Genomic DNA, 15,090 nt, shown 5'->3' with positions numbered 1-15,090 from the left:
CCTGGGCCCTGACCGAGCGGCCCGTCGGGGACCCGGCGGCCCGGGGCGCCCTCGCCCTGTACCGGCGGCTGCGCACGCACGTGGAGGACCCCGGAGCCCTTGTGCCGCTCGGCACCTTCTTCCGGGAGCTCGCCGACGCCGCGCCGGCCGACCCGGCGTCCGCCCCGTACGCGGGACCCGTGCTGCCCTGCCCACAGCCCGTGTGGGAGGGCGCCCCGGGCACCTCCACCGCCCTCGACGACGGGGTCTTCGTGGTCGCCGTGCCCGGCGGGGACGTCTTCCTGCGCCCGTCCGCCCTCTTCGACCCGCCGCGCAGGGAGCGGGCCGAGCGGATCGGCGCCACGGTCCGGGAGGGCTACCTGCTGACCGTCCTGCGCCGCCACCGCGACCTCCTCGACGGCCTCGCCCGGCTGGCCGCCCGCGCCGCCGCCACCCCGGTCCCCGAGGGCGGCTACGAGGCGAACCCGGCACTGAGCGCCCCGGAGCTGACCGCCGAGGTCGCCGCCGCCCTCGGGACCGGTACGGACGCGGCCGCCCTCCACCTCCAGCTGCTGGCCCTCGCCCGCCCCACCGACCGGGCCGTCCGCCGCTGGAACGGCTGGACCCCCGCCCGGCACAAGGCCGCCCAGGCGGAGCTGCTGGCGACCGGCGCCGTGGTCGCCGACAAGCGGGCCCGCGCGGGCCGGACCCTGTTCGTCCCGGGGGAGTGGACGCAGGCCAAGGCCCCGCACCTGCCCGTGGAGACCGCGAAGCTCGCGGCCCACGTGGCGGCCGCCTCGGGCCCTGCCCTCCACCTGCCGCTGCTGCGCCTGCTGGCGCCGCTGCCGCCGCACGAGCTGTTCGCCCGCGCCTGGGCGGAGCGGGGGGCGGCCCGGGCCTGACGGAGCACGGGGACGGGAGCCGGGCCGAGGGTCTGACAGCCGCTGATCTGCGTGTTCATCGCTTCGGCCGACCGGCCCCCGGCCCGGGCTCCCGTCCGTCCCGACGCTACGGGAGGCCCGGGCGGCACTCAATGAACCCCGTGTTAAACCGGGCTACGGGCGCTTGCCCGGGACCCCGGGCGAGCGCAGCCCGATGAAGACCGGCTCCCGGCGCAGGACGAAGCCCATCGACTCGTACAGCCGGATCGCGGAGGTGTTGTCCGCGGCCGCGTGCAGGAACGGGACGTCCCCGCGCTCCCGGATCCCCGCCGCCACGGCCCGGATCAGCAGCGCCGCCAGCCCCTGGCCGCGGTGGTCGGGATGGGTGCACACCGCGCTGATCTCCGTCCAGCCCGGCGGCCGCATCCGCTCCCCGGCCATCGCCACCAGCCGGCCCTCGCGGCGGATGCCCAGATACGCGCCCAGCTCGACGGTGCGCGGCAGGAAGGGGCCCGGCTCGGTCAGCTCCACCAGCGCCGTCATCTCCGCCACGTCGGCCGGCCCCAGCCGCACCGCCTCGGGCGCGGCCTCGGCCCGTACCGCCGACCCCTCCAGCTGTACGCCCGGGATGCACCGCACCGTCTCCCAGTCGGCCGGCGGCGTCGGCAGACCGGTCAGCCACACCTCCCGGCCCGGCCCCACCAGCGCGGCCAGGTCCGCCCAGGCGGCCGGATCGGCCGGGTCGGCGACGGCCGCGAACGGGTTCGCCGCCGGGAGGTAGCGGGCGGCCCCGCGCCCGGAGTACTCGGCGAAGGCGCGGTGCGGGCCGGTCAGCGCGGCCCAGACCGGGTTGTCCAGCGGGGCGGCGGGGTTCTCGGTGGACATACGGTGGGGGGTCCTTCCCTGGGAGCGGGCGCCCGCTGGGCCCCGTGCGGCGGCCCGGGACGGCGGCGTCGGCAGGCAGGCTATGCCCCCGGAGCACCGGGGAGCAGCGGATTTACCGGCGCGCCCCGCAACCCCCGTCCCACGGCCCCCAGGAGGCCCGCGCAACGATTCGCCGCCCACCGGCTGTAACGCGCAACGAATCGATGAGGCCAGCGCAACGCTGACGGCTTGTCCCGGTCGAACGCCCGAACGTACCGTTTTACGACCCCCACCCCACCTGTCACAGAGGTTCGCCCATGCCCCCGCTGCGCACCGCACTCCTCCAGAGCTCCGGACGGCTCGGCGACACCGCCGAGAACCTGAAGCGGCTCGACGAGGCCGCGGCGCGCGCCGCACAGGGCGGGGCCGGGCTCCTCGTGACCTCCGAGATGTACCTGACCGGCTACGCGCTGGAGACCGGGGACATCGCGGGCCTGGCCGAGCCGGCCGACGGCGAGTCCGCCCACGCCATCGGGGGCATCGCCCGCCGCCACGGGATCGCCGTCCTGTACGGCTACCCCGAGCGCGACGGCGACACCGTCTACAACTCGGCCCAGCTGATCGGCCCCGACGGGACCCGGCTGGCGAACTACCGCAAGACCCACCTGTTCGGCTGCTTCGAGCAGGAGGCCTTCACCCCCGGCGACACCCCCGTCGTCCAGGCCGACCTGAACGGCCTCCGCGTCGGCATCATGATCTGCTACGACGTGGAGTTCCCCGAGAACGTACGGGCCCACGCGCTCGCCGGGACCGACCTCCTCCTGGTCCCGACCGCGCAGATGCACCCGTTCCAGTTCGTCGCCGAACAGCTGGTCCCGGTACGGGCCTTCGAGAACCAGATGTACATCGCGTACGTCAACCGGACCGGCCCCGAGGGCGAGTTCGAGTTCGTCGGCCTCAGCTGCCTCGCCAGCCCGGACGGGGTCACCCGCACCCGCGCCGGCCGCGGCGAGGAGATGGTCCTCGGCGAGGTCGACCCCGAGCTGCTCCGCGCCTCGCGCGAGACCAACCCGTACCTGCGCGACCGCCGCCCCGGGCTCTACGCCTCCCTCGTCTGAGGCCCGCCCGCACCCCCCTCACCACCCCGCCCCAGCCCCGCCTGCTCTGCCGCAAGGAGACGTACCCCCATGACGTCCACGGTGCCCACCACCGCCGTTCCGCACGGCGACGGACAGCTCCCGCCGATCACCATGTTCGGCCCGGACTTCCCGTACGCGTACGACGACTTCCTCGCCCACCCGGCGGGCCTGGGCCAGATACCGGCGACCGAGCACGGCACCGAGGTCGCCGTCATCGGCGGCGGCCTGTCCGGCATCATCTCCGCCTACGAGCTGATGAAGATGGGCCTCAAGCCCGTCGTCTACGAGGCCGACCAGATCGGCGGCCGGCTGCGCACCGTCGGCTTCGAGGGTGCCGAGACCGAGGGCCTCACCGCCGAGATGGGCGCCATGCGCTTCCCGCCCTCCTCCACGGCCCTGCAGCACTACATCGACCTCGTCGGCCTGGTCACGGAGCCCTTCCCGAACCCGCTCGCCGAGTCCACCCCCTCGACGGTCGTCGACCTCAAGGGCGAGACGCACTACGCCGAGACGATCGCGGACCTCCCGCAGATCTACCGCGACGTGTCCGCCGCGTGGAACGCCTGCCTCGACGAGGGCGCCGACTTCTCGGACATGAACACCGCGATGCGCGAGCGCGACGTCCCGCGCATCCGCGAGATCTGGGCCAAGCTCGTCGAGAAGCTCGACGACGAGACCTTCTACGGCTTCCTCTGCAAGTCGGAGGCCTTCAAGTCCTTCCGCAAGCGCGAGATCTTCGGCCAGGTCGGCTTCGGCACCGGCGGCTGGGACACCGACTTCCCGAACTCCATCCTGGAGATCCTGCGCGTCGTCTACACCGAGGCGGACGACCACCACCGCGGCATCGTCGGCGGCTCGCAGCAGCTGCCGCTGCGCCTGTGGGAGCGCGAGCCCGAGAAGATCGTCCACTGGGCCCAGGGCACCTCGCTGTCCACCCTGCACGAGGGCGCCCCGCGCCCGGCGGTGACCCGCCTGCACCGCACGGCCGGCAACCGCATCACGGTCACCGACGCCTCCGGCGACATCCGCACCTACCGCGCCGCGATCTTCACGGCCCAGTCCTGGATGCTGCTGTCGAAGATCGAGTGCGACGACACGCTGTTCCCGATCGACCACTGGACGGCGATCGAGCGCACCCACTACATGGAGTCGTCGAAGCTGTTCGTCCCCGTCGACCGGCCCTTCTGGCTGGACAAGGACGAGGAGACCGGCCGCGACGTCATGTCGATGACGCTCACGGACCGCATGACCCGCGGCACGTACCTGCTGGACAACGGCCCGGACAAGCCCGCCGTCATCTGCCTCTCGTACACCTGGTGCGACGACAGCCTCAAGTGGCTGCCGCTGTCCGCGAACGAGCGGATGGAGGTCATGCTGAAGTCCCTCGGCGAGATCTACCCCAAGGTCGACATCCGCCGCCACATCATCGGCAACCCGGTCACCGTCTCCTGGGAGGACGAGCCCTACTTCATGGGCGCGTTCAAGGCCAACCTCCCGGGCCACTACCGCTACCAGCGCCGCCTGTTCACCCACTTCATGCAGGACCGCCTCCCCGAGGACAAGCGCGGCATCTTCCTCGCCGGCGACGACATCTCCTGGACGGCCGGCTGGGCCGAGGGCGCCGTCCAGACCGCCCTGAACGCGGTCTGGGGCGTCATGCACCACCTCGGCGGCTCCACGGACGCCACCAACCCCGGCCCGGGCGACGTCTACGACGAGATCGCCCCGGTGGAACTCCCGGAAGACTGACCCTCCGGGCCCCATGACCACGGGCCGCCCCCGCGTCACGCACGCGGCGGCGGCCCGTTCTCATACCCGCCCGCGGATCCCGGGCCCCACACCTCACGCGCCCAGATCAGGCGCTGCCGCTGCCGGAAGCCCGCGCGGAGCTCCCCGCGCTCCGGCCCGGACGGCAGCGGGTGCGGCCGCCGGCCCAGCCCGAGGCCGCACCCGGCGCACAGGGTGTACCGGCCGTGGCCGCTGCCGTCCCACTCCACCGCGCCCCGGTCCCGCGCGCACACGGGGCACACCCCGTCCCGGCCCTGGTGGCCCTCCAGGTCCCAGCGGCCCCGCATCACCCCGGGCATCACCTCCGCGAGACGGCCCCCGGGATGGAACTCCGGGTCCGGCCAGAACAGCCACCGCGCGGGCTGCGGCGGGTCGGGACGGCGCACCCCGGCCCGCTTCTGGGCCCGCCGGCCCACCCGCCACACCGCCGTGGCGTCCCGCCACAGCAGCCGCGCCTCGTGCAGCTCCTCCACCGCCCGCACCAGCGACCGCGGATCCTCACGCAGGTCCCGGGGGATCCCGGCGCTGCGGCACAGGTGGTGGTAGGTGGCGTAGAACCCGTACGGGGAGAACTCCGTCAGGCAGGTGCGCAGCGCCGACAGCCGCCGGTGGGGCGGGAGCGAGGCGTCGTGCACCCGGAGTCGGTGCGTGGCGAAGCTGGGCATCCGCACAGCCTAGGAAGCGGCGCGCCCCGGCCGCACCGGGGTTTCAGCCCGTCGGGGTCAGCAGGCAGCGGCCCACCAGGCCGACGCCCGCGTCCAGGGACTCCTCGAACTCCTCCGCCAGTTCGGGGGAGCGGCGCAGGGTCCACAGGAGGCGGGCGGCCGCCCAGGCGCCGGCGCGGGCGCGTTCCAGGCTCCAGGAGCCCAGCAGGTGCGTCAGCGGGTCGGCGACCTCCAGCAGGTCCGGGCCCGGCATCAGGTCCTCCCGGATGCGTTCCTCCAGGGAGACCAGGGTGTCGCCGACCCGGTGGAAGTCGGCCTCCAAGGCCGCCGGGGCGCAGCCCAGCACCCGGCAGGTGGACACCACCGCCAGGGCCAGGTCGTGCCCGATGTGGGCGTTGATCCCGGCCAGCGCGTGCTGGAGCGGGCGCACCCCGGGGTGGCGGCGGTACTGCAGGAGCGGACGCCAGCAGGCCGGCGCCCGCTCCGACTCCACCGCCGCCAGGTACCGCTCCGCGAACCGCACGCTCAGGGTCTCGGCCCGCCGGGGCTGGGGGAAGCCCCCGTGCTCGATCCGCTCGTGCAGGGTCTGCGTCACGGTCAGGTACACCCGGTTGAAGACGGCCACGCCGTCCTGCGCGGGCAGCCGCTCGTCGAGGACGCGCATCCGCGCGAGTACCGCTTCCATGGAGGACAGCGTCACAGCCGCGGCGCCCCGCGCGGGGAACTTGGCCGCAGGCTTCGCCGGTTCGGGCGAAACGGCGTCAACCCCGCTTGTCCCCGGGCTCCTCGGCGCCGGCGGCGTCGTCGTACGCCGAGGTCCCCGAGTCCAGCAGCGGCTCCTGCCGCTTGAGGTGCTCCGGGGCGAAGTAGCGCAGCGCGTGGTAGCCGGTGATCACCACGAGCGTGCCGAGCGCGATGCCGCCCAGCTCGAAGCTGTCGCTGAAGTGCAGTTTGACCCCGCCGACGCCGATGATGATGCCCGCGGCGGCCGGGACCAGGTTCAGCGGATTGCGCAGGTCCACCCGTCCGTTCAGCCAGATCTGCGCGCCGAGCAGGCCGATCATGCCGTAGAGGATCACCGTGATGCCGCCCAGCACCCCGCCGGGGATCGCCGCGACGACCGCGCCGAACTTCGGGCACAGGCCGAACAGCAGCGCGAAGCCCGCCGCCGCCCAGTAGGCCGCCGTGGAGTAGACCCGGGTGGCGGCCATGACCCCGATGTTCTCGGAGTACGTGGTGTTCGGCGGACCGCCGACCGCCGTGGACAGCATGGACGCCGCGCCGTCGGCGGCGATGGCCGTGCCGAGCTTGTCGTCGAGCGGGTCGCCCGTCATCTCGCCGACCGCCTTGATGTGTCCGGCGTTCTCGGCGATCAGCGCGATCACCACCGGCAGGGCGATCAGGATCGCCGACCACTGGAACGACGGCCCGTGCAGGTTCGGCAGACCGATCCAGTCGGCCTTGCCCACGCCCGAGAGGTCCAGCCGCCAGTGGTCCACGGCCTCGGTCCCGCCCGCCGGGGAGTGGATCTTCCCGAAGACCAGGTCGAAGACCCACGAGATCCCGTACCCGAACACCAGCCCCAGGAAGATCGCGATCCGCGACCAGAACCCGCGCAGGCACACCACAGCCAGCCCGGTGAACAGCATCGTCAGCAGCGCCGTCCACTGGTCCTGCGGCCAGTACGTGGCCGCCGTCACCGGGGCCAGGTTGAACCCGATCAGCATCACGACCGCGCCCGTCACCACCGGCGGCATCGCCGCGTGGATGATCCGCGCCCCGAACCGCTGCACGGCCAGACCCGCCAGGAACAGCGCCGCGCCGACGACGAACACCGCGCCCGTGACGACCGCGCTGTCCCCGCCGCCGGCCCGGATCGCCGCCGCCACGCCCACGAAGGACAGCGAACAGCCCAGGTAGGAGGGGACCCGCCCGCGGGTGGCGAGCAGGAAGACGGCGGTGGCGATGCCCGACATCATGATGGCCAGGTTCGGGTCCAGGCCCATGAGTACCGGCGAGACGAAACTCGCGCCGAACATCGCGACCACGTGCTGGGCGCCGAGCCCGGCGGTGCGCGGCCACGACAGCCGCTCGTCCGGCCGCACCACCGCGCCGGGGGCGGGGGTCCGCCCGTCTCCGTGCAGGGTCCAGCGCAGGCCGAAGCCCATGTTCCACCACTTCCGTTCCGCCGAGAGGTCAAGGATCATGACCGCAGGGCGGCCAGCGATATATTACGGCCGGATAGCAGCGGGTTCGTCCCGATTGACGGCGTGCGCGCCGCCCCCCGGCCCCGCCGTCGACCGCAGCACCGCCGCGCCCGCGACCAGCGCGCACGCCAGCACCGTCACCAGGCCGAACGAGACCACCAGCGAGGACGCGTCCGCCACCGCCCCGATCGCCGACGGGGCGATCAGCCCCGAGGTGTACGTGATCGTCGCGACCCCCGCGATGGCCTGCGCCGGGGCCGGCCCGCTGCGCGCCGCCGCAGCGAACGCCAGCGGCACCACCACCGCGATGCCCAGCCCGATCATCCCGAACCCCGCCATGGCCGCCACCGGCTGGCGGACCGTCACCACCAGCAGCCCGCCCGCCGTGGCCAGCACCCCGCCGGCCCGCACGGTGCGCACCGCCCCGAACCGGTCCACGACCCGGTCCCCGGCCAGCCGGGCCACCGCCATGGTCAGCGCGAAGGCGGTGGTGGAGGCGGCCGCCACACCGGCCTCCGTGCCCAGCACGTCCCGCAGGAACACCGCCGACCAGTCCAGGCTCGCCCCCTCGGCGAACACCGCGCAGAAGCCCACCGCCCCGATCACCACCGCCGCCTTCGGGGGCCGGGCGAACCGCGGCGGCGCCTGCTCCTGCGGCGCGCTGCGCAGGTCCAGCACCCCGCGCACGGCGACCAGCCCGGCCGCGGTCAGGGCGAGGGCGGCGGCCAGGTGGTGCAGCCGGGCGTCGGTCCCGGTGTGCGCGGCGACCGTGCCGGCGGCCGAGCCGAGCAGGGCGCCGACGCTCCACATCCCGTGCAGCGAGGACATGATCGAACGGCCGAGCCGGTTCTCGGTCTCCACCCCGAGCGCGTTCATGGCCACGTCCGACATGCCGGCGGCCGCCCCGTAGGCGAAGAGGGCGCAGCACAGGGTCACCAGGTTCGGCGCGAGGCCCGGCAGGACCAGGGACAGCGTCCACAGGCAGAGCAGCCCGCGCAGGGCCGCGCGGGCGCCGAATCGGTGGTTGACCCGCCCGGCCAGCGGCATGGCGAGGGCCGCGCCGAGGGCGGGGAAGGCGAGGGCCAGGCCCAGGGTGCCCGCGCCGACCTGGGTGTGCTCCTGGATCCACGGGATGCGGGTGGCGAAGGAGCCGGTCACGGCGCCGTGGGCGCAGAAGACGGCGGCTATCGAGAAGCGGGCGCGGCGCAGCCGCGCCGGGCCGGTGCCGGGTTCCCCGGCCGTCACGGTCGTCATGGCTCAAAACTATCAGGGAGCCTGCCTGATAATTAAGACCTCTTCCTTAGGATGGGGTCCGTGACCCCCGTGAAGGCGATGCCCCCCGCCGCTCCAGCCGCTCCCGCCCCTGGCGTCTCCCCGGCCCCGTCGCCCGCCTCGCCGAGCACGGCCCGGGCGATGAACGACCGGCTCGCGCTCGGACTCCTCCAGTCGGAGGGGCCGTTGACGGCGACCCGGCTCAAGCAGCTCACCGGACTCTCCCGCCCCTCCGTCGCCGACCTCCTCGAACGGCTCGGCGCGGCCGGGCTGGTCGAGGTCGTGGGGGAGTCCGGCGAACAGCGGCGCGGCCCCAACGCCCGCCTCTACGGGATCGTCGCCCGCCGGGCCCACCTGGCCGCCCTGGACGTCCGCACCGACAGCGCCACCGCCGTGGTCACGGACCTCCTCGGGCATCCGCTGGCCCGCGCGGAGCTCCCCGTCGACGCCGTGGGCGAGGCCGTGGACCGGCTGGAGGCGCTGGCCCGGGAGGCGGGCGCGCAGGCGCTGCACACGGTGGTCGTCGGCGCGCCCGGCCTGGTGGCCCCCGCCTCCGGGGAGCTGCGCGACACCTCGGGCCTGCCCGCCTGGCACCGGGACCTCGTGGCCGCCCTCCAGCGGCGGCTGCCCGCCGCGGTGGTGGTGGAGAACGAGACCAACCTGGCGGCCCTGGCCGAACAGCGGGTCGGCGCCGCCCGCGACCTGGACTCCTTCGTCCTGCTGTGGCTCGGCGCCGGTGTCGGGGCCGCGGTGGTGCTCGACGGCCGGCTGAGACGGGGCGCCTCGGGCGGCGCGGGCGAGATCGGCTTCCTGCCGGTGCCGGGCACCGCCGGACTGCCCTCCGCCACCGACTGCGGCGGCGGCTTCCACGCCCTGGCCGGTGCGGCGGCGGTGGCGGCGCTGGCCGCCGGGCACGGCTTCGAGGGCTCCGTGGAGGAGGCCGTCGCGGGCGGCGCCGGGGAGGCCTTCCTGGAGGAGCTGGCGCAGCGGCTGGCCCTGGGTGCGGCGGCCGTGGCCGCCGTCCTGGACCCGGGCTGCGTGGTCCTCGGAGGCGGGCTCGGCCGGGCGGGCGGCGAGGCCCTGGCCGCCCGGGTCGCCCGCCGCCTCGCCGCCCTGAGCCCCGTGCCCACCGAGGTCCGCGCCACCGCGCTGGGCGATCCGGCGGTCCTGGAGGGCGCCCGCCTCGCGGCGCGCGAGGCGGCCCAGGCGGAGCTGTTCGCCGGCTGACGCGCCGGCTGACGGCGGTGGCGGCCCGGCCCGGCCCGTCCCCGGCCCGTCCCCGGCCCGTCCCCGACCCGTCCCCGGCCCGGCCCCGGCCCGGCCCGGCCCGGCCCGTCCCCGGCCCGTCCCCGGCCCGGCCCCGGCCCGGCCCGGCCCGTCCTACGGCCGCACGGGCCAGGGGACGTCGGTCTCGGCCGGCGGGGCGTAGTCGACGCCGGCGACGTCCCAGCCGTACAGGGCCCTGACCTGGCCCATGAACCAGTCGGCGCCGGAGCGGGCGGCGTCCAGTCCGCGCCGGGGGTCGGCCCACAGCTCGCGGACCCGCTCCTGGACCCGCGCGTCGAGTTCCCAGCCGTCGAGCCGGATCCGGCCCTCCCCGTCGAGGACGAGCGGGGTGCGGCCCTCGAGCTGGTCCCACAGGTCCGCGGCCTGTTCGCCCGTCGTCCGGAAGCCGCCCTCGCCGAGGACGGTGCGCAGGAAGGCGGTGTAGAGGGCGATGGAGGGGATCGCGCTGGAGGCCTGGGTGACGGCCGCGCCGGCCACGACCGTGAAAGCGCGGCCGTTCCTCTCCTTGAGCAGGGGGGAGGCGGCGAGCTCGCGGGCGGTCCGCTCCAGGTGCTGCTTGGCCCCGCCGATGGTGCCCTCGCGGTAGACCGGGGCGGTGACCTCCGAGCCCACGTAGGTCAGGGCCGTGGTGGTGAACCCGTCGGCCAGGAGCCGGCGGGAGGCCAGGGCCCGGACCCACAGGGCCCAGTCGTCGCCGCCCATCACGGCGGCCGTGGCGCGGGCCTCCGCCTCGGTGCCGGGTTCGATCCGGGTCCAGGCCACGGCGGGCTCGTCGGCGGAGAAGTCGAGCGAGGGGGCTTCGTAGGCGGCGCCGAGGGGTTTGATCACCGAGTGGTGGACCTCGCCGGTGTCCGGGTCGGTGCGGCGGGGCGCCGCGAGGCTGTAGACGAGGTGGTCGACCGGGCCGTAGTGCCGCTCCAGCAGGTCCGCGATCCCGGTCTTGGCGTCCGCCGAGAACGCGTCGGCGTTCACGAAGCGCATGTCGTGGCCGTGTTCGGCGGCCAGTTCGGCGGTGGCCGCCGTGCGGTACCACCCGGCGCCGGCGGTGCGGCGGCCGGTGTCCGGGGCCTCGAAGGCGACGCCGACGCCGCGGATGCCGTGGCGGCGCAGCCCGGCCAGGACCGTGGCCAGCCCGTAGCCGGCGGAGTGGCCGAGGACGAGCGCGACCGGGCGGCGGCCGTCGGTGCGGGCCGGGATCGACTCCCACAGGTCCCGTACGGTCCGTGCGGCGCCTTCCGGGTGGGAGTTGACGATGAGGAACCCGCGCTGCTTGGGCTCGATCTGGCGAAGGCTCACGAGATTTCCGTTCTGTCCGGGGAGGTCCGGACGGACAGGGCGTGCGGGTGGCCGGCCTCCCCGCCCGGGACGGCCCGTGGAGGGCCGGTCCCGAGGGGCGGTTCCGGCCCGCCGGAGGCCGGGGCGCCGCTGCGGCCGTCCGTCTTCGGCGAGCCTAACCACCGTCCGTTCGCCGACATGTGACGGATGATCACGCAGTTCCCGCCCCGGCCCTTGTGGCCTGCGGCTCTTGACATTTCCCCGGCGTTCCCGCGCTCTCAGCGCCGGCCGGCCCCCCGGCCCCGCCGCTCCAGGTACGCGCCGAAGGTGCCCCGGCCCACCGCCCGCCCGGGCGCCGCCAGGATCCCCCCGCGCCGGAACGCGGCGTACGTGCGCCCCGCGAGCGGCACCGGCAGGACCCGCCGCCGGCTGCCCGTCGCCGCGAGGAACTCCCGGCCCCACTCCTCCAGCGTGCGGACCTCCGGCCCGCCCAGGTCGGCCACCCGTCCCGCCGGGTCCGCCGCCGCCAGCTCCGCGAGCCGGTCCGCGACCTCCTCCACCGCGATCGGCTGGACCGGTACCCCCTTGGGCAGCGGCACCACCGGCAGCTTCGCCAGGGTGGCGGTCGCCTGGGCGACCAGGTCGTGGAACTGGGTGGTCCGCAGGATCGTGACCCCGAGCCCGGAATCCTCCAGCATCCGCTCCACCCGCAGCTTCGTCCGGTAGTAGCCGAACGGCACCACGTCCACCCCGACGATCGAGATGTAGACCAGGTTGGTGACGGTCCCGGCCCGCCGGGCGGCGGCGATCAGGTGTCCGGCGGCCACGTCGTCGCCCCCGCGCGGGGAGCTCGCGCAGTGGACGACGACCTGCGCGCCCGACATCGCCGCGTCCAGTCCGCGGCCGTCGCGCAGGTCGACCGGGTACGCGGCGGAGCCCCGGCTCAGCGCCCGGACCTCGTGGCCCCGGGCCCGCAGCCGGTCCACGACCAGGGCGCCGAGATTGCCGGTGCCGCCGGTCACGAGGATCGTGCTCATCGTGGGGGTGTCCTTCCGTCGGGGAATGCCTTCTCCCAGGGGACAGACCGGGGGGCCGGAACGTGACACCGGCGCGCGGGCGGGTTTCCCCGGACGTGCGAGGACCCGGGGGCCGCCGGGCCACCGGGTCCTCACGTCTCGTTCAGCCGTCGGGTGTCAGCAGGCGCCGAGGTCCTGCCAGACGCCCCACTGGCCGGTGGTGCCGGGCTCCTCGTTCTGCGTCCACCACTGGGCCTTCCAGTTGTGGCCCTTGTGCGAGACGACGTTGCCGCTGTTGTAGACCGTGCCCGCCACGTAGGCCGGGTTGGTGCAGGTCCCGCCCGGAGGCGTGGTCGGCGGTGTCGTCGGGGGAGTGGTCGGCGGGGTGGTGGGAGGCGTGGTGGGCGGGGTGGTCGGGGGCTGGCTGCCGCCCGGCTCCGTCACCGTGGTGCCGCGCGCCAGGTCGCCGGCGAGGGCGTAGGTGGTGCCGGAGACGTTCACCGTCCAGTTGGAGGGGGTGGACACCGGCAGGTAGTAGTTGAAGGCCAGGTCGACCGTGGCGCCCGGGGCCAGCGACTGCCAGGCCGGGAGCTTCAGCGAGACCCGCTGGAAGTCGCCCTTCAGGCCGCCGACGTTGGGGCCGGAGTGGCCCGTGGTGATCACCTTCGTGCCGAAGCCGGACTGGTCCGAGGCGTTGGCCGGAGCCGAGGTGCCGTAGTCGAACTGGAACTCGGTGCCGCCGGGCAGCGTGCTCTTCGTGTTGTTGGTGATCTTCAGCTTCGGGGTGATCGGGTAGTTGGAGTCGCCCAGCTTGAAGTCGGTGAACTCCGTCTTGATGTCCACCGCCTGGGTGGGCAGCGTGCTCCCGGCCTTCTTCGCCCCGTACGGGGAGGCGGCCTTGAACTTGTCGTACATCAGGGAGGTGAGGGTGTCGCCCATCTCGTACTGGCCCTTGGCCGCGTTGTACGCGTAGTCGCCGGCCAGCTCCCAGACCATCGTGCCGCCGATTCCCTTGTTCACGACGTAGTCGGCCTTGGCGGCGACGGACTGCTCGTCCTCCGTGGACAGGAAGACCTTCTTCTGCGCGTTCCACAGCCACGGCGCCACCAGCGTGGAGTCGTACTTGCGGGCGTAGGTGCCGGTCAGCGTGGTGTTCGCGGGGAAGCCGTACTTGGTGACGTAGTCGCCGACGACGCCCTTCTCCAGGTTCTTGGCGTGCCACATCGGGTTCGAACCCGCCGGGGACTCGACGCCGTTGGCGTCCAGGTCGTGCCAGAGGTTGTCGATGCCGACCGCGCCGTCGCCGCATTTGGTCAGACCGGCGCCCGCCGGGCAGCTGGTGGCCGCGGCCTTGCCCCACAGGCCGTCGGTGCCGCCCTGCACGTTCTTGAAGCCGCGGGTGTAGTACGGCAGGCCGATGTTGATCCGGCCCGACGGCATGGAGCCGCGGAAGTAGTGGTAGGCCCAGTCGGTGTTGAGGTAGCCGACGCCGCCGTACTGGGAGGTGGAGTAGACGCCCGCGGCCGCCAGCTCGGCGTCCTTGCCGTCGTCGAAGAGGGAGGCGTTGGGGCCGACGTACTCGTTCCAGGCCCCGTGCAGGTCGTAGGACATGATGTTGACGTAGTCCAGGTACTTCTGCATCTGGAACGTCTCCATGCCCCGCAGCAGGTAGCCGGAGGAGGGGGCGGCGACGGAGAGCAGGTAGTGCTTGCCGTCGGCGGCGCCCGCGCGGTCGAGCTTCTCGCGCAGCGACTTCATCAGGGCCGCGTAGCCCTGGACCAGACCGGCCCGGCGGGCGTTGGACAGCTGCCAGTCCAGCGGGTTGCCCGCGTCCTTCATGGTGGTCGGGTACTCGTAGTCGATGTCGACGCCGTTGAACCCGTACTTGCGGATGAACTCCACCGAGGAGTCCGCGAAGGTGTCGATGCCCGCCTGGTTGACGGAGCCGTCGGCGTTGGTGGCCATCGAGTAGAAGCCCCCCGACGCCATGCGGTTGCCGTCGTCGCCGAAGTAGCCGCCCGTCTCGGCCCAGCCGCCGACCGAGATCAGCGTCTTCACGTTCGGGTACTGCTTCTTGAACTTGTTCAGCAGGTTGAAGTGGCCCTTGTAGGGGAGGGCCGGGTCCATCTCGGCGCCCGCCACGCCCGGCCAGGTCATCCCGGTGGCGGCGTTGTTCGGGCCGTCCGAGCCCACCGAGATCTTGTTGTCCGAGCCGACGTGGGCGAAGGCGTAGTTCAGGTGGGTGACCTTGGACCACGGGACGTTGTTGGCCAGGTAGGCGGGGGTGCCGTCCTTGCCCGTGCGCCAGCCGGTGAAGTAGCCGATGACGCGTCGCTGGTGGTCCGCGCCCATCTTCTCGCGGCCCTCGGAGTCGTAGACCGAGCAGTAGGGGACGTCCACTCCGGGGGTCTTGTACAGCCCGTCGGGGCGACAGCCCTCGTTGTCGGCGGCGTGCGAGACGCCCGCGGAGAGCCCGCCGACCAGCAGGCCGGCGATCGCCGCGCCGGATGCCAGCAGCATCGCTCTCGTACGTGTGGGGGACGGCATGGTGCCTCCTGGGGAGGGGAGGATGGCAGGGCCAAATGCGGCAACAGGCGGAAAGGTGGCGCTGTTTGGCCCGTGACGTGCGCACGTCGGCAGGCCGGCTCCCGGGAAGATGAAGGGAACGTTAAGAGGACTAGACCAACCCGTCAATAGGTCTGGACCAACCAGGGGTC

At 74.1% G+C, this 15,090-nt stretch carries 11 protein-coding genes and 1 pseudogene; 4 read left to right on the top strand and 8 right to left on the bottom strand.

The features are described 5' to 3' along the window. A pseudogene (locus tag ACFVXK_RS18495) lies at positions 1 to 881 on the top strand (hypothetical protein); the annotation flags it as partial. Between the two features lie 153 nt (positions 882 to 1,034). Here the strand turns inward: ACFVXK_RS18495 and ACFVXK_RS18490 are convergent. Further along, on the bottom strand, positions 1,035 to 1,745 hold the full coding sequence (locus ACFVXK_RS18490; protein ID WP_389612931.1) for a GNAT family N-acetyltransferase: 711 nt from the start codon (positions 1,743 to 1,745) through the stop codon (positions 1,035 to 1,037). Positions 1,746 to 2,041: 296 nt separating this feature from the next. Between ACFVXK_RS18490 and ACFVXK_RS18485 the strand changes: the two genes are divergently transcribed. After that, positions 2,042 to 2,842, top strand: a complete 801-nt coding sequence (locus tag ACFVXK_RS18485) for a carbon-nitrogen hydrolase family protein (protein WP_389612929.1) — start codon at positions 2,042 to 2,044, stop codon at positions 2,840 to 2,842. Between the two features lie 69 nt (positions 2,843 to 2,911). Continuing rightward, positions 2,912 to 4,612, top strand: coding sequence for a flavin monoamine oxidase family protein (locus ACFVXK_RS18480; RefSeq protein WP_389612927.1), 1,701 nt, complete (start codon positions 2,912 to 2,914; stop codon positions 4,610 to 4,612). Positions 4,613 to 4,647: 35 nt separating this feature from the next. Here ACFVXK_RS18480 and ACFVXK_RS18475 read toward each other — a convergent pair whose 3' ends face one another. The 4 genes from ACFVXK_RS18475 to ACFVXK_RS18460 all read right to left on the bottom strand — a co-directional run bounded on the left by ACFVXK_RS18475 (position 4,648) and on the right by ACFVXK_RS18460 (position 8,777). After that, positions 4,648 to 5,316 carry a hypothetical protein gene (locus tag ACFVXK_RS18475; RefSeq protein ID WP_389612925.1) on the bottom strand — a complete coding sequence of 223 codons (669 nt, stop codon included), beginning with the start codon at positions 5,314 to 5,316 and terminating at the stop codon, positions 4,648 to 4,650. A gap of 43 nt (positions 5,317 to 5,359) precedes the next feature. After that, positions 5,360 to 6,001 carry a DUF5995 family protein gene (locus ACFVXK_RS18470; RefSeq protein ID WP_389612923.1) on the bottom strand — a complete coding sequence of 214 codons (642 nt, stop codon included), beginning with the start codon at positions 5,999 to 6,001 and terminating at the stop codon, positions 5,360 to 5,362. Positions 6,002 to 6,077: 76 nt separating this feature from the next. Then, the gene (locus ACFVXK_RS18465; protein ID WP_389612935.1) at positions 6,078 to 7,484 is read right to left on the bottom strand and encodes a uracil-xanthine permease family protein; all 1,407 of its coding nucleotides are present in this window, start codon (positions 7,482 to 7,484) and stop codon (positions 6,078 to 6,080) included. A 63-nt stretch (positions 7,485 to 7,547) separates the two neighbouring features. Next, the gene (locus tag ACFVXK_RS18460; RefSeq protein ID WP_389612921.1) at positions 7,548 to 8,777 is read right to left on the bottom strand and encodes an MFS transporter; all 1,230 of its coding nucleotides are present in this window, start codon (positions 8,775 to 8,777) and stop codon (positions 7,548 to 7,550) included. 78 nt (positions 8,778 to 8,855) lie between these two features. Here ACFVXK_RS18460 and ACFVXK_RS18455 point away from each other — a divergent pair, with 78 nt between their 5' ends. Further along, positions 8,856 to 10,022 (top strand): ROK family transcriptional regulator, encoded by a 1,167-nt coding sequence (locus ACFVXK_RS18455; RefSeq protein ID WP_389612933.1) that lies wholly within the window; start codon positions 8,856 to 8,858, stop codon positions 10,020 to 10,022. A gap of 153 nt (positions 10,023 to 10,175) precedes the next feature. Here the strand turns inward: ACFVXK_RS18455 and ACFVXK_RS18450 are convergent, their stop codons facing one another. From ACFVXK_RS18450 to ACFVXK_RS18440, 3 genes are all read right to left on the bottom strand, one after another. Continuing rightward, the gene (locus tag ACFVXK_RS18450) at positions 10,176 to 11,378 is read right to left on the bottom strand and encodes an enoyl-[acyl-carrier-protein] reductase FabV (RefSeq protein WP_389612919.1); all 1,203 of its coding nucleotides are present in this window, start codon (positions 11,376 to 11,378) and stop codon (positions 10,176 to 10,178) included. A 257-nt stretch (positions 11,379 to 11,635) separates the two neighbouring features. Further along, positions 11,636 to 12,394, bottom strand: coding sequence for an SDR family oxidoreductase (locus ACFVXK_RS18445; protein ID WP_389612917.1), 759 nt, complete (start codon positions 12,392 to 12,394; stop codon positions 11,636 to 11,638). 156 nt (positions 12,395 to 12,550) lie between these two features. Beyond that, the gene (locus ACFVXK_RS18440; protein ID WP_389612915.1) at positions 12,551 to 14,920 is read right to left on the bottom strand and encodes a chitinase C-terminal domain-containing protein; all 2,370 of its coding nucleotides are present in this window, start codon (positions 14,918 to 14,920) and stop codon (positions 12,551 to 12,553) included. Between the last annotated feature and the right edge of the window lie 170 nt (positions 14,921 to 15,090).

Source organism: Streptomyces sp. NPDC058157 (genome assembly GCF_042884105.1).
Lineage (GTDB): Bacteria > Actinomycetota > Actinomycetes > Streptomycetales > Streptomycetaceae > Streptomyces.
The sequence above is the reverse complement of the archived record's forward strand: the minus strand, read 5'-3'. Positions and strand labels throughout refer to the sequence as shown.

What these genes read in the sequence shown, in the direction of transcription:
- ACFVXK_RS18490 (WP_389612931.1), bottom strand. Translation starts at nt 1,745, where the DNA reads ATGTCCACCGAGAACCCCGCCGCCCCGCTGGACAACCCGGTCTGGGCC.
- ACFVXK_RS18485 (WP_389612929.1), top strand. Translation starts at nt 2,042, where the DNA reads ATGCCCCCGCTGCGCACCGCACTCCTCCAGAGCTCCGGACGGCTCGGC.
- ACFVXK_RS18480 (WP_389612927.1), top strand. Translation starts at nt 2,912, where the DNA reads ATGACGTCCACGGTGCCCACCACCGCCGTTCCGCACGGCGACGGACAG.
- ACFVXK_RS18475 (WP_389612925.1), bottom strand. Translation starts at nt 5,316, where the DNA reads ATGCCCAGCTTCGCCACGCACCGACTCCGGGTGCACGACGCCTCGCTC.
- ACFVXK_RS18470 (WP_389612923.1), bottom strand. Translation starts at nt 6,001, where the DNA reads ATGGAAGCGGTACTCGCGCGGATGCGCGTCCTCGACGAGCGGCTGCCC.
- ACFVXK_RS18465 (WP_389612935.1), bottom strand. Translation starts at nt 7,484, where the DNA reads ATGGGCTTCGGCCTGCGCTGGACCCTGCACGGAGACGGGCGGACCCCC.
- ACFVXK_RS18460 (WP_389612921.1), bottom strand. Translation starts at nt 8,777, where the DNA reads ATGACGACCGTGACGGCCGGGGAACCCGGCACCGGCCCGGCGCGGCTG.
- ACFVXK_RS18455 (WP_389612933.1), top strand. Translation starts at nt 8,856, where the DNA reads ATGCCCCCCGCCGCTCCAGCCGCTCCCGCCCCTGGCGTCTCCCCGGCC.
- ACFVXK_RS18445 (WP_389612917.1), bottom strand. Translation starts at nt 12,394, where the DNA reads ATGAGCACGATCCTCGTGACCGGCGGCACCGGCAATCTCGGCGCCCTG.
- ACFVXK_RS18440 (WP_389612915.1), bottom strand. Translation starts at nt 14,920, where the DNA reads ATGCCGTCCCCCACACGTACGAGAGCGATGCTGCTGGCATCCGGCGCG.